At 57.3% G+C, this 14377-nt stretch carries 13 protein-coding genes and 1 tRNA gene; 7 read left to right on the top strand and 7 right to left on the bottom strand.

Annotation, left to right across the window (positions count from 1 at the left end):
- Positions 1–111: 111 nt before the first annotated feature.
- Positions 112–1014: a DUF1003 domain-containing protein gene (locus NKK50_RS22955; protein WP_023703727.1), complete on the top strand. Its 903-nt coding sequence runs from the start codon at positions 112–114 to the stop codon at positions 1012–1014.
- A 162-nt stretch (positions 1015–1176) separates the two neighbouring features.
- Positions 1177–1253 (top strand) — tRNA-Arg (locus NKK50_RS22950).
- Between the two features lie 57 nt (positions 1254–1310).
- Here the strand turns inward: NKK50_RS22950 and NKK50_RS22945 are convergent.
- From NKK50_RS22945 to NKK50_RS22915, 7 genes are all read right to left on the bottom strand, one after another.
- Complete coding sequence (locus NKK50_RS22945) at positions 1311–1517, bottom strand: hypothetical protein (RefSeq protein ID WP_352543897.1); 207 nt, start codon at positions 1515–1517, stop codon at positions 1311–1313.
- A gap of 104 nt (positions 1518–1621) precedes the next feature.
- A complete protein-coding gene (locus NKK50_RS22940; RefSeq protein WP_352543896.1) occupies positions 1622–1822 on the bottom strand; it encodes a hypothetical protein in 201 nt (66 codons plus the stop codon).
- A gap of 48 nt (positions 1823–1870) precedes the next feature.
- Complete coding sequence (locus NKK50_RS22935; RefSeq protein WP_352543895.1) at positions 1871–2512, bottom strand: hypothetical protein; 642 nt, start codon at positions 2510–2512, stop codon at positions 1871–1873.
- Positions 2513–2568: 56 nt separating this feature from the next.
- Positions 2569–2790 (bottom strand): hypothetical protein, encoded by a 222-nt coding sequence (locus NKK50_RS22930; RefSeq protein ID WP_352543894.1) that lies wholly within the window; start codon positions 2788–2790, stop codon positions 2569–2571.
- 244 nt (positions 2791–3034) lie between these two features.
- Positions 3035–3271, bottom strand: coding sequence for a DUF6471 domain-containing protein (locus NKK50_RS22925; protein WP_352543893.1), 237 nt, complete (start codon positions 3269–3271; stop codon positions 3035–3037).
- 712 nt (positions 3272–3983) lie between these two features.
- Entirely contained in the window at positions 3984–4679 is a 696-nt protein-coding gene (locus NKK50_RS22920) for a DUF6946 family protein (protein ID WP_352543892.1), read from the bottom strand.
- Positions 4676–5188: a very short patch repair endonuclease gene (locus NKK50_RS22915; protein ID WP_502902416.1), complete on the bottom strand. Its 513-nt coding sequence runs from the start codon at positions 5186–5188 to the stop codon at positions 4676–4678. The genes NKK50_RS22920 and NKK50_RS22915 overlap by 4 nt, the downstream gene beginning before the upstream one ends.
- A 43-nt stretch (positions 5189–5231) precedes the next feature.
- Between NKK50_RS22915 and NKK50_RS22910 the strand changes: the two genes are divergently transcribed.
- The 5 genes from NKK50_RS22910 (at position 5232) to NKK50_RS22890 (ending at position 14130) form a co-directional block, all read left to right on the top strand.
- Complete coding sequence (locus NKK50_RS22910) at positions 5232–6785, top strand: DNA cytosine methyltransferase (protein ID WP_352543890.1); 1554 nt, start codon at positions 5232–5234, stop codon at positions 6783–6785.
- A 63-nt stretch (positions 6786–6848) separates the two neighbouring features.
- Positions 6849–8342 (top strand): ATP-binding protein, encoded by a 1494-nt coding sequence (locus NKK50_RS22905; RefSeq protein WP_352543889.1) that lies wholly within the window; start codon positions 6849–6851, stop codon positions 8340–8342.
- Between the two features lie 5 nt (positions 8343–8347).
- The gene (locus tag NKK50_RS22900) at positions 8348–11074 is read left to right on the top strand and encodes a Z1 domain-containing protein (protein WP_352543932.1); all 2727 of its coding nucleotides are present in this window, start codon (positions 8348–8350) and stop codon (positions 11072–11074) included.
- Positions 11061–12044, top strand: coding sequence for a PD-(D/E)XK motif protein (locus NKK50_RS22895; protein ID WP_352543888.1), 984 nt, complete (start codon positions 11061–11063; stop codon positions 12042–12044). Before NKK50_RS22900 ends, NKK50_RS22895 begins: the two co-directional genes overlap by 14 nt.
- The gene (locus tag NKK50_RS22890; protein ID WP_352543887.1) at positions 12031–14130 is read left to right on the top strand and encodes an AIPR family protein; all 2100 of its coding nucleotides are present in this window, start codon (positions 12031–12033) and stop codon (positions 14128–14130) included. Before NKK50_RS22895 ends, NKK50_RS22890 begins: the two co-directional genes overlap by 14 nt.
- Positions 14131–14377: the final 247 nt, after the last annotated feature.

Here is a 14377-nt window from a genome sequence, read left to right as displayed (position 1 = left end):
ATTGCAGCAGGCATTCATCACAAGCATGCACAAGCCCCCAATCTTCACCGCCACAGTGGCTATGCCGCCTCGCCTTGGCGTATCGTGGGCGCGACAGCAGGAGCCGGCATCATGAGCCCAAAACCATCCGAACAGGCCGACAATGAAAACGACAGCGGCGGCGAGTATTTCGAGGCGCCGCCCGCCCACGACGCCGAACTGGTTGCCGACGAGGCGCTGGAAGCGCCCGATGTGCCGGACTCCGAACCCCATGGCCGCCTGAAGCCGAAGCGAAAACCGTCGGCGATATCAGGTAGAAAGTTTCGCAAGCGTGACCTGGTGCGCATCGACGACCTCAGGCCGAGCCTGGCCGACCGCATCCGCTCCGATCATCCCGACCTGCCGCGCGGCGCCCGCATCAGCCGGGAGGAGCTCGGCCGTTACCGCATGCGCTACATGGAGGAGCTGCTGCAGCAGGAGCATGGCGAATTCTCCGAGCTCGACCGCCAGGTGGTCGAATCGATCGCCAGGCAGGACACGATTTCGGAAAACTCGGAAGAGGAGTTCGAGGAGCACCGCTCGTTCGCCGACCGCGTCTCCGACAACATGGCGGCTTTCGGCGGCAGCTGGTGGTTCCTGATCTCGTTCGGCAGCGTGCTTGCGGTGTGGATCGGCATCAATTTGATCGCGGGCGTGAGCAGCGCCTTCGACCCCTACCCCTTCATCCTGCTCAACCTGCTGCTCTCCTGTATCGCCGCCATCCAGGCGCCGATCATCATGATGAGCCAGAGACGGACGGAGGCCAAGGACCGCCTGCGCTCGTTCAACGACTACCGGGTGAACCTGAAAGCCGAGCTGGAAGTGCGCCATTTGCACGAAAAGCTCGACTATCTGATCTCGCGCCAATGGACGCGGCTGGCCGAAATGCAGCAGATGCAGCTGGATGCGATGCACGAACTGACCGGCGCGAAGAAGGCGAAGCGGGCGCCGCGCAGGGTGCGCAGGCGGGTGGCGAAGGTGGAGGTGGCGGGGTGAGTCCCGGGCTGAGGCTGCAAGGCGGACGCGAAGTTGCCGAGCCGCGCGACGTGGCTTCGAAAATATCGCCACGCCAATTGCCCGTTGAAGCCCGCGCCGGCTTCCGCTAAGAAGCCGTGGCTGGCCGGCCTATCGGCTGGTTCGTTTTCAGGTTCCCTGAAGGCACCCGTAGCTCAGCTGGATAGAGCGCTGCCCTCCGAAGGCAGAGGTCACAGGTTCGAATCCTGTCGGGTGCGCCAATGATTTCAATAAGTTACCCTAGCTGGCAAAACCTGCAATGAGTGTGCGCGGAAGCGCTACGGAAGCGGTCCGCTGGAAACAATCAGCGCCTCAGGGACAAAATCGCGACGAATTTTCCCACCAATTTCAGCCGATAGAGCGGCTTTGCCCTCCACCAATTTCGAAATGAGCCCGAAATTCAGCCGAGAACTTTTTTGGCCGTTTTGGCGGCCATACAGCCGCATTCCGCTTTCTCGGAGGGATTGGGAGAAGATGCGGTCCAAGGCGCTATGTGCCCCTTTGTTTCGGAAAGGCAGGTGATCCCGCGCGGAAGGGAAAGGAATGGTTCGGTATCATGGAGCACCCACACCAAATATGATGATGTTAATCATCGTATGACATCCAGATAGTGGACGGTTCGGAATTTCTCGCAAAACTCTTCGTCTCGGAAACTGAGTTTGATGCACCCAGCGTCTTTCCAGTCACTCTCCCAATCAACATGCTCGATGCCGATAGCCCCGGCCGTGCGGCGGTAGCGGTCCATGGCTTTGTCGTCGGCTTTCAGTTTTAGAGATACTGGCAGCACCATTCCCGCACTCATCGTATTCGTGTTGTTCCCCGGCTGGGCAAGCCTGCGCTAGTGGGGAATGATGGGCGGGTGGAACGCCAAGTGGATCTGGTAAAGTGACAGAGCAATCCCACCTACGCTTGCAACGGATCCAACAAAAGCAATTATGCTGACAACCCACAACCACCAGGCCAGCATATCACGATCAATTCGGAGTTTTTTTGTTGCAATTAATTTTTTGTGCAACGCGATTATCTTCGGAATATAATCGTCGGCAAGCCTATCATATTCAGCCTTACGGGTAAGCCTGTCCTCACGACTACCAGTCACTATGCGATGAGCGGCATCCATCTCGCCGTAAAGCTCGCCAAATTCGGGGCAATACCTCGTTATCTTCTTTACCCCGTGGCGCTCTATCGTGCGCTGGATGGTGTTGTGTGCGTAGAACAAAACCCCATCGGTGAGGTCGTGGTCAGCGTTGTTGAGGAAATTTTTCGCGATCGCGAGCTGCTCTAGGTCGGTAAACTCGGAGTTAGATATCCCGGTGCGTTGGGACGCAATAACGTCAACGACGCGACGCCCAGCGTAGCGCATCTCGTTAATGGCCGCGATAATTGCCTCACCGCGAAATTGTTCGACCTCTTTTGCCCTACGCTCGACGCGATTCCACAACTCGGCAATTTCGGTCCAGCGCCGATCAATGTCGTCCATAGATTTTGAGAGGTCCCCACCCATTTGCGCCGGAAGCTTTAATTCCCGGCGCCTAATTATCTCGCCTTAAATTGGTGACGTGCCATAGTGCGACGTTCACGCTCCTGATCATCAATGGTCAAAAACGATCCACCTTGGATGGCAACATTCCCCCGCGTATAGCGTTCTGCACCGTCGCGCGCACCTTTTGTCGCACGGTTTTCAAGGCGCAGTTTCTCGCCCATGTCATCGCGACCGGCGAGAATCCGGCATACGCTTCGGACGAAATAAAAGCTCATTATGTACTCCAAGACGCTTAAAGACGCGATTGAGCGGATTGTTCCCGCTTTCTTCCCGACTCATGTCGGGTCGCATCAAAGCGTGTCAAGGTCCCCACCATAAGAATCCCAAAAAAAATACTTGACAACCGGTTGATTCGCAACCCATCGCGCAAAATAAGTATTTGTCTGGTTACTCGGTGGATAACCAGTGTCTAAAAACTAGATTTTGCAGCGCAATTATCGAGCGCCAAGTTCGTCATAGTCAGACCTCTAGACTGACCTGCCGAACGCCAATTACGTCCATGCACATCATGAAAAACGCGGCAGTGAAGCTACCCCGGCTTATCTTGTTCGCTAGGTTGCGTTCGCTTTCATGCGCACCCTTCTCGGTCAGCTTCTCGGCGAGCGCTGCATACGTTATGCCCCGGCGCTTCAACTCGCCTTTCAATATGTTTTTAGCTTGTTCCTCGTAAGGCGCGGTCAGGGAATTATCTGCCATCATCATTTCTCCAGAGAAAACCTCATGAATGATGATATATACCCTTGCATGTGATGATTCAATGTCTATCCAATGAACAACATCATCGGATTGATATGTCTCAGCTTTTCCTCCTCTCCCCCCGCCGTACGTTCTTGCCGTGGTCCGGGGCGTCGTTGTTGGCGCGTTTCGTCCGGACAAATGGATGCAAGCGATGCCCAAAAACTTCCCCGATATCCTAAATGCCGATGGCTCAGAGAGCCACCGTATCGGCTTTGTTGGGGAGGATGCGCCCAAAGATATCTGGTCGCTTTATGTCGGCGAACGCGGGAAGCGGGTGACCAATCCTAAGCTCAGGCACGTCCGGTACCGGAAGTGTTGACGCTAGCGAATTTGACCCGGAATTCAGTCTCAACGCTCCGGCTTCCAAGACCTGGGAACGGTGCCGGGCATCCGGGCTCACATGGCCCCGATCTGCACGCCGTGACTAGTCCAGCTGGCAGGAGCCGGTAGAAACCTTGGCGCGTCGGAATTCCACCAGCCCAACGAAGCCAATGAGCCCAAAAATCGACTACACCGAGGTGATTTCGTTTAGGGCGGCCTTGGTCAAGGTGGGCTGATGGATTGGGTGCTGCCCAATTGCAGCCGTTGGCGAGCCTTTGCCGGCCTTTGGCGTGTATATACCAAGCCGATGAAGATCGTGGCGAATGGCGATTTGCCGGATGGCGCAGGGCTAGGAGACGGGCAAAACATCACTTTGGAGTTGATGAGGGATCACGCCCGATGCCCAGCCCACATACAGCCGTGGCGTGCTTTCGGGGTGGATGCACACAAGTTGGTCATGCCTCGCAGTCGCACCGAACAAGGCGACGAAGCCTGCATAGTCTTCGAACCACCTTCGGGTCGGCGAAAAGGAGTGGACGATCATTGCAGCCGCGTCAGTCTTGAAGCGCCGCGCCTCAATGATTGCGGAGGCTGTGCGATGGAGTAGCTGATAGCGGATGTTGCCGGGCAAAGGCTGTGTCAGGCCCAACAAGTCGCAGATGAAAGCGAGCCGCTTCCGCTTCCCGTCAGAGGCATTCGCCAGCCACATTCCGAGCGGCTGATCGAATGACTCATCAACTTTGCCCTCTACGGTGACGGCAACGGTCTGATCGCCAACTCTTACCAAAGCGAACAGGTCATTCTGGCTGTCGCCTCGGCTTGAACCTGGCAGGGGCACCTTATGCTCAGGAAGGGCGACCAGAAGCTCTGGCATTGGACCTATAGACGCCAATAGCCGCGCGATTTCGGGCGGAAGGCCCCTTGCATTCTCCCAACATTTGGCAAGGCACATAGCAGAGTAACCCTCACGCCAGTGCTTAACGGGATCGGCTAGCAATCGTCGCCAGTCTTCCTCGTCGCGACTTGGAACATAAATCCTGTTCATCCCACAGCATCCCACACGGCCGAGGAATGCGGAAAGTCCTCTCCTCCGACTTCACACTGGGCAAAATCGGACCTCAGCCACACCTCTAGCAGATCCGCAACAGCCTCTACCTGATCGACCCTTCGCAAAGCGCATTCCCAGATCGTCGCCACACGCCAGTGGACGTCAAGGAGTGCCGCACGCGCGGCTTCGTCCCGCGCGACATTGGCAGCGAACTTGGACTGCCAGAAACCCGGTCTCGTCGCCGGGGTAGTGGTGTAGCGACATCCTTCATGACGGTGCCAGAAGCAACCATGCACGAAGACGGCTGCCCCAAACTTGGGAAACAGGAGGTCCGGCCGCCCCGGAATGCTCCGTGCATGCAGCCGATACCTTAAACCGCGTGCATGCAGTGCACGCCGAAGCACCATTTCTGGCTTGGTGTCTTTTCCCCGGATTCCGGCCATCATCCGGGAGCGGGTTTCCTTGTTGACAATATCAGTCACAGGCCTGCTGGCCTCCCTCACCATAGTTGATATACACCGCACTAGCGAAATTCGTAAGGAGCCTGATTTGCCTTCAACTTTCGGCGTCGTCGATCTATTTGCTGGTCCTGGCGGGCTGGGTGAAGGCTTTGCCTCCCTTGTCGACGACGGGCATGCACCATTCCGGATCGGCATCTCGGTCGAGAAGGAGTCATCGGCTCATCGCACCCTGCGCTTGCGCGCCTTCCTAAGGGAACATCGGCGTCGGCACGGGGCGCCGTTGGAGCAGTTCATCAACTTCCATGCTGGCCTGATCGCTGAGCCGGACTGGGGTTCGGTGGACGCCGATGTATGGAGGCTAGCGGCAGAGGAAGCGCGCTGTCTGGAACTTGGCACTGACCTGGCCACCGAAGCAATTGATGAGGCGATGTCGAGGCTACGGCACGGCTTTGACGACACGATTTTGATCGGCGGGCCGCCGTGCCAAGCCTATTCGCTGGTCGGCCGTGCGCGCGCTAAGGGAAAAGCCGGCTACGTCCCCGAAAATGACGCGCGGCACTACCTGTTCCGGGAATACATCCGCGTGCTCGATCGCCTGCGCCCTGCGGCTTTCGTTATGGAGAACGTCAAGGGGATCCTTTCATCAACGGTCGAAAGCAGGCTTGTTTTTGAGATGCTGATGGAGGATCTGTCGTCGATCGGCAGGGGGCGTGGCGAACTCTATCAGTTACGCGCGATCCGGGTCGAGGATGGCGTAGCAAGTTTGCGCAAGGCGCGGCAGCCCTCCGACTTCATCGTACGTGCAGAGGCTTTCGGTGTGCCTCAACGGCGACATCGGGTGATCATCGTGGGCATTCGCTCCGATCTTGCCTATCTGGCGTCCAGCTCGAATATCCCCGCTTCCGCTGCACCGCGCTCGGTAGCCGATGTCATAGGCGCGCTTCCCGTGCTTCGAAGTGGCCTCAGTCGCGGAGATGACAGCGAGGAGAACTGGCAGGCCACGGTGACCTTCGCGGCGAAGCACCTTGCCGAAATTCACCAGCATGGAAACAACAGCGAACTTCTCAACAGATTCTTGGATCTGGCGCGGCAACTGCAAACGCAACTGGCGCCAGTGAGGTCGGCGGTCGCATTACCGGTCGGCTATGGCAATTCGAATGATGAGCTCGTGCGCTGGCTAGAACGCCCAGAGCTCCGGGCGATAGCCCAGCACGAAACCCGAGGCCACATGACATCAGACCTTGCGCGCTACATGTTCGCGGCAGTGTTCGGCCAGGTTCATGGGAACAGTCCGAAAGCAGACCAATTTCCGATCGCGCTCAGCCCCGATCATCGCAATTGGCACAGTGGCGTGTTCTCGGATCGATTCCGCGTGCAGCTGGCACATGAGGCATCGACAACGGTCACCAGCCACATTTCGAAGGACGGTCATTACTTCATCCACCCGGATCCGGCTCAATGCCGCAGCCTGACCGTACGGGAAGCGGCAAGGTTGCAGACTTTTCCTGACGACTACCTGTTTCTGGGCAACCGAACTCAGCAATACGTTCAGGTCGGAAACGCTGTACCGCCATTTCTTGCAAGACAGATAGCAGCGCTGTTGTCGAAGACCCTGTCAAAAAAACATACCAACAAATCCTGAGGAGCTTGTAACTCTCCGACATTTCGCGTGAGAGTAGATCGCAACCCTCTCTGGATATCGTACATGCATGATTCGAGTATAATGCGTCGGGCGGATGTCACCCCCCACGCGGCAGCCTTGATTGAAGGGTTGCGAGATGTTGGATATTCGCTTGAGACAGCTCTTTCGGACATTGTTGACAATTCGATTACCGCAGGCGCGCGACGCATCCAAATTCTGACCGAAACTTTTTCTGACGAACCATTCATCGCGATTATCGACGATGGCGAGGGCATGACGGAGGATGAACTGGTCGCCGCAATGCGCCCCGGGAGCAAGAACCCGCTGGCGACCCGGGATCAGCCTGATCTCGGTCGTTTTGGTCTAGGCCTCAAGAGTGCAAGTTTTTCGCAGTGTCGGCGATTGACGGTCATTTCACGCAAGACCGGAAAGTCCTCTGCGGCCGTCTGGGACCTTGACGACGTCGCCGAAAGGAATGAGTGGGCCGTTCAGCTCCCGGACGATCTATCCGCTATCCCGGGTGTGGACAGGCTGGGAGCGTCTGGCACGCTTGTTCTCTGGGAGAAGCTCGACCGCCTCACGGGGGGCTATACCCAAGACGCAGCTAAGCGCGCCGAGGTGATCAATCAGCGGCTGGCCGAATCCGAGCGGCACCTGCGTCTTGTCTTTCACCGCTTCATGGAAGAATCGAAGCCCCTTCGCATACTGTTGAATGGTCGGTTGCTTCGTCCCCTGGACCCGTTCGCTCGGCAAAACCCCGCGACCATAGCCGATCCAGAAGAAAAACTGACCCTCATACGTGGCGATGTAGGAATCCAGAGTTTCACGCTGCCGCACCACAAGCAAATGGCCAATGCAAGCTGGGAGGACATCGGAGGGCCGGAGGGCCATCTGAAGTCCCAAGGGTTCTATCTCTATCGAGGCAGGCGCCTGATTCTTCACGGCACTTGGTTCGGGTTGTGTCGTCAGTCAGAACTCACAAAGCTGTCGCGCGTACGGATCGACATTCCGAACAGCATGGACGGGGACTGGAAGATCGACGTCAAGAAATCATCAGCCCAGCTACCGCCCGTGGTCCGGGATCGATTGAAAAAGGTTATCGAGCGTATCCTGGACGGATCAAAGCGGACTTACCGAAGGCGCGGGCAAAAACTTGTCGATCACGAGCGTCTGCCGATGTGGCATCGGATTCAGGCTGATGGCCAGATACGCTATCGCCCGAATATCAATCATCCTGCATTTGCCGATTTTGCCGATAGTCTGCCCGAGGGCTTCCGCCGTGGGTTCTTCAACTGCATCGCACTTGTAGGTGCATCACTTCCTGTCGAGACGCTGCATTCGGATATGGCGGGCACTGCCGAGCGGATCGTGGCGGACACGGTGGATGAAGACACGCTGGTTCAGGCTGTCCAGTCGACCTTGTCCGTACTCATGGACGCCAAGAAGGATATCAAGGAGATCATGTCGATGATGAAAGACGTGGATCCGTTCCGGTCTGCCTGGGACGATAGCCAAAGAATAATCGCCGCGACACTTGAAGCGAAGGAAACTCCGTGACGCCAATGCTGAGCAGCCTTGAAGGCATGACGTCGATGTACATGGCGTCGCAGAGCGCCGCGCACACGGCGCAATCCATCCGTGACATCATCGCACAACTGTGCGGCACACCCATGTTCGCTGGAAAGGTCACCGAGGCAGAAGCCGAAGACCTCGCTCGTTTGATCGAGGAAAAATACGGGATCAGCATGGGTTTCGGTGCCGTTGTCGACGCCGAGGATTTTCGACCTTGGCTGCACGACGCCAAGATCAATGGCGAGATCGGAGATTTCTATTGGGGGCGTTACCGGCAGCTTCTGAACCTCAAGGGCCTGCCCAAAGCGGTGATCGAGGCGACTGACGAGGTGACTGACCGGGTGCTCGACCGGTTGGGCGACCCCCGCAACACTACCTCGTGGAGCCGAAGAGGCATGGTTGTAGGGCATGTTCAGAGCGGCAAGACACAGAACTATGCAGGGCTGATCTGCAAGGCGGCGGATGCTGGCTATCGGCTGATTGTGGTCATCGCAGGTATCCACAACAATTTGCGCAACCAGACACAAGCGCGAATCGACGAAGGCTTCATCGGCCGCGACACTGGGCGGCTGGCGCATGCAAACCGAGCACAACGCCAGAAGATCATCGGCGTGGGCACCTTCGATCAGCGGGAGTTTCCCGTCTCGCTGACCAATACGCTGCGCGATTTCAACAAAGCTACCGCCACCACAAACACCAGCCAGGTCGGCCAGTACAACGTGCCCGTCGTTCTAGTGATCAAGAAGAACTCGAGCACGCTGAAGAACCTGCTGGAATGGCTGAGGGAACATTCCGTTCACCAAGGCACGCAGATGGTGCAACAGCCCATGCTGCTGATCGATGATGAAGCCGACAACGCTTCGATCAACACTCGCTATGACAAGGACGAGGTAACGCGGATCAACGGCCAGATCCGCGAACTTCTGTCGCTTTTCCATCGCAGCTGCTATGTCGGTTATACCGCGACACCCTTTGCCAACATCTTCATCGACCCGGACACGGATGACGATGCCCTGAAGCAAGACCTGTTTCCGCGCCACTTCATCATCGGTCTGGACGCACCGTCAAACTATTTCGGGGCGCAGAAGGTGTTCATTGAAGCGCGCGACGTGCATGTGCGGCTGATTGCTGACAATGAAGACGTGTTGCCGATGAAGCACAAGATCGACGACCCGGTCGATGTGCTGCCCACTAGCCTGACCAATGCTGTCCGCACCTTTATCGTGGCGCGGGCGATCCGAAATTTGCGCGGTCAGCAGGCGGCACATGCCTCAATGCTGATCAATGCCTCAAGGTTCACCGATGTTCAGGGACGGCTCAGGTCACGGATCAGCGATCTGGTCGCACGCATACGAGATGCAGTAGCCGTGGACGCCGCTAGGGGTTCGGCCGCGCTGAGGAACCCCGAAATCGCTGCCTTGCATGCGGTGTGGGAGCAAGAATTCGCCGATGCCGACGGGGCAGATTGGCCCAGTATCCAGTCGCGGCTCCATGAAGTTTTGATCGCAGCAAAGGTGGTGGAGGTAAACGCATCAAAACGGTCCTCCCCTCTCGACTACGATCAGGGTGGCGAGCATGGCGTCACGGTCATTGCGGTGGGTGGGTTTTCCCTGTCACGCGGGTTGACGCTGGAGGGGCTGACGGTCAGCTACTTCCTGCGCAACTCCATTATGTACGACACCTTGATGCAGATGGGCCGCTGGTTCGGTTATCGCCCCGGATATGAAGATCTCTGCCGCGTCTGGATGCCCGCCGATGGCGTTGGCTGGTATGCCCACATCCACGAAGCTATGGACGACTTGCAGGTACAGCTGAAGCGGATGGAGCTCGCCAAAGCAACGCCGGAACAATTTGGCTTGGCTGTGCGTAGCCACCCCCAGACGCTGATCGTCACCGCGCGCAACAAGATGGGCACCGGCAAGGAATTTCCGGTGAAAGTAGGGCTTGCTGGAAAGCTGGTGGAAACAACGCGTATCCGCACGGATGCCGGTCAGTTGGAGAAAAATCTTGCCGCAGGGGCGCAGTTAATCTCGGCGATCCGAGGCAGAAGCGACCTGGTGCTAGAAGAACGCCCCAGGGGACTGCTTTACAAAGCAGTGCCTGTCGCACTGATCCGCGAGTTTCTGCGCACTTTCCGAGCGGATGCCGCCGATCCGCTGACAGATCCAAGGCTGGTGAACGATTATATTGACGCGCGGGCAGAAACGGAACTGAAACAGTGGGATGTGCTGCTGGCGAGCGCTCGAAAGGAGGGGGCCGTTGCGACGGTTGTATCGGGCGTCAGTCTCGTCCCTTTCGAGCGCTCGGTAGATGCCAACAATCTCATCAAGGGCGTTCTGGCAATCAGTGGTGCGAGCAGGCGGGTCGGTTCGGCAGAGGACGAACGCGAAGGCCTCACCACTCAGCAGATCAAAGACGCGCTGACGGCCTATCAGATGTCGTTTGGCGACAAGCCAATGCCCAGCACCCCTTCCCCAAGGATATTCCGCGAGGTCCGCGATCGTCCGTTGCTGATCCTGCGGCTGGTCAAACCGAAGGTTGGCCAAGACGAAGCCGACAATGCGCTTCCCAGGAACGATGTCCTTGCTTGGGGCATTTCTTTCCCACTCAGCCAGATCGCTGGCGGCACCGTCGAATACGTCGTTAACACCACCCGGATGCGCGAGCTGTTCGGCGAAGAAGAACAGGAAAGAGAGGCTGACGGTGATCCCGAATGATACGCCATGGTCGGGGCTGGAGGCCGGAGAGATCGACACGCGCCGGGTCCATGCTCAGGGCAAGTGGAACTTCTTCTGGGCGGTGATGCCTCGGGCCGATGTAGCCTTGATTTTGCAGTTAGTGGGATTGCCGAAGCCGATCCCTGATCTGCCAAATCTCAAGAACCTTGAAATCAGGTTTCAGACCTTGCCGGGAGGCCCGATCCTGTACATTCGGCTGAAGGACAATGCTCAACTCGAACTGTTCGAGACGCTGTGCCGGGATGTCGTGGCTGCCGGCGAACATGCGGAGGCAGAGTCGGAGGCACTGGAGCGCGCCATCAGGCGGACTTTCCGTTGGCATTACCTTCTGCGAGGCGGAAGGGCCGAGGTTCTTTCCGATGAGGCCCAGAAGGGGCTGATTGGCGAGTTGGAAATATTGAAACGGCTGATCGCCGGGCTTGGACCAGAGGCAGCGCTGGCCGCGTGGAGTGGGCCGTCCGGAGCGCCAAAGGATTTCGAATTGAAATCCGACTGTATCGAGGTCAAGGCGCGCCGTGGTGCCTCGCAGCCTTACGTGAAGATATCAAATGAACATCAACTTGCCGATGTTGCGGATCGGCGGCTCTGGCTTGCGGTCTTGGCCGTCGACAAGGTTCAAAGGCCACATGGAAAAACGTTGACCGAGTTTGTCGACGAGGTCACCAGATTCTTGGAGGTCTCGGAGCCGTCGAGCATTCTGGACTGGGATTTGCATCTTGCAGATGCCGGATTCGATTCCCTGCACGACTATGAATCATCTCGGTGGATCGTCTCGCCCCCCGATTTCCATGCTGTAACGCCTGATTTTCCACGCCTTGCGGCACCAGTTCCCCTGGGCGTATCAAACGTCACCTATGCGCTGTCGCTTGCGGCCTGCGCGCCGTTCATGGCCGAAACCAAGGCTGTTGAGGCAAAATTGTTCGAGGAACCCGCCGATGACAGCGCTTGACGAGTATCATCAGAACCTGATGGCCGATATCCGGCGCGAGGCGGATGCCAGTGGCGTCATGATGGTCGAAGCCTTCTTTGACCGAATGGCTGAACGGTTGACGGCGGCGGGCGAACTGGAAGTGGCCGATCGAGCGTATTACCAGAATGGCGAAGGTGGGCAGAAACTCCGGATCGACGGTTATGCCGGGGATCCCCGTGATTGTGAGGGCGTGCTGGGCCTGATCGTCTGTGACTTTGCCGAGTCTGACGATGTCAAGACCTTCGGAAAGGCAGATGCTCCGCCCATCCTTAATCCGCTGATCCGCTTCCTCAAGAAGGCGCGGACCGAAGAATTTCGGGATGCATTAAACGAAGTCAGTGCTGCCTTTCAGGTTTCGGACCTGATCATCACAACTTGGTCTCACATTACCAAGGTCAAGCTGATCTTGATCTCAAATCGGCAGTACATCGGCCGAGATGATGCGGTGAGGCTAGCAGACGCCGGCGACGTTCCGATTACGTACTCGGTCTGGGACCTTGCTCGTTTCGAACGCTTCGACCGCTCAGGCCAGGCGCGCGAAGATACGGTCATCGACTTCGCGAAGGACTTCGGCGGGCCGTTGCCGGCGCTAAAGGCGTCACAGGCGGGGGCGGCACTAGAAAGCTACCTGATGATCGTGCCTGGGCAGCAGCTTGCTGACATCTACGATAAATGGGGTGCGCGACTGCTGGAGGCGAATGTCCGGTCGTTCCTTCAAGCTCGGGCCAAGACCAACAAGGGTATCCAAACCACGATCAGGACGGAACCGGAGTTGTTCTTCCCCTACAACAATGGGCTATCTGCGACGGCCGACGATGTGGCTTGCATCCAGACGGCGGAAGGGCTGGCTGTGGCCACGATCAGCAACTTGCAGATCGTCAACGGGGCACAGACCACCGGATCGATTCACGGTGCGCTGAAGACCGCCAAGGACCAGCTTTCTCAGGTCTTTGTGCAGATGAAGCTGACCGTGGTGCCGCCCGAAAGGTCGGAAGAAATCGTCCCGAAGATATCTGAATACGCCAACACCCAAAACAAGGTGAACGCTGCCGATTTCTTTTCGAACACTCCCTTCCATGTTCGCATGGAGCTGTTCTCACGTGACGTGATCTTTGCCCCGAAAGAGGGCGAAAGGCATGACAGCAAATGGTTCTACGAGCGTTCGCGGGGGCAATACTTAAATGCCCGTGTCAAACTTACAGGCGCACAGCAGAAGAAATTTGATCTGGAATTTCCGAAGGCACAGCTTTTCAGCAAGACTGATCTTGCAAAGTTCGAGTTCTCGGCCACGGGCCGTCCTCATGTCGTCTCGAAGGGTGCCCAGAAGAACTTCGCGGAATTCGCGAAGGAGATCGGCGAGGCCTGGAGCAAGAGTGACGTCAAGTATGATGAACTCTGGTTCAAGCGGTTGATTTCCAAAGCATTGATCTTTCGCCAGCTGGAGTCCCAGGTCCCGAAACAGGCATGGTACGAAGGTGGCTATCGCGCCAATATCGTAACTTACGCCATGGCCAAGATCTTTAATGATGCCAACGGCGAAAAGCAGGTTCTGGACCTTGACGCTATCTGGCGAAGGCAGTCGGTGCCCGAGCCGCTGGTTCGAGCGTTGATGATCGCAGCTGCTGAAGCGCACAACGCCATCACCCACCCGCCGCAAGGCGTACGCAACATGTCGGAATGGGCAAAACAACAAGCCTGCTGGAATGGCTTGAAGTCAAGAAAGCTGGCTTACGATGAAGATTTCGACACTTGCCTTGCGCCGATCGACGAAGCCAGAACCACAGCGCGCGAGGCGCGCAGCAATAAGGTCCTAACTGACGGAATAAACGCTCAGGCAGAGGTCGTGACCTTGGGAGCCGCATTCTGGAATGGGGTCCTTAGTTGGGGCCGCGACCGCAAGTGTCTGACCCCCAAGGAGCTGCAAATCCTACAGATTTGCTCGTCTATTCCGCGGCGATTGCCAACCGACTTTCAATCGAAGCAAGCACTAGCTGTCTTGGAGCGGATGAAGAGTCAAGGCTTTGGAGACAAATCGATCGATACCCTTTCGATCCGCACTGCATGATCCGGCTGCCAGCATGCGAGCCATCCGGACTAGTGAGCGCTTCCACCTCGCGTAGGTCGCGGCGCTATGACCCGTGCCGATGCAGCGGTTTCCGGCCTGTATGAATCGCGCCCGTTCTATACGAATAGCGCGCGCACTTGCTTGACCGCAATCTCTGCCAGCCGTCGCGTGTTGTATGATACGCAATCGCGAGTTCGCTGTCGGGGAAATACATCGGGAGCATGGGTGTTTAAGTGTGCAGGAGATG

It is taken from the genome of Mesorhizobium sp. M0001 (assembly GCF_040324255.1).
GTDB lineage: Bacteria > Pseudomonadota > Alphaproteobacteria > Rhizobiales > Rhizobiaceae > Mesorhizobium.
The sequence above is the reverse complement of the archived record's forward strand: the minus strand, read 5'-3'. Positions and strand labels throughout refer to the sequence as shown.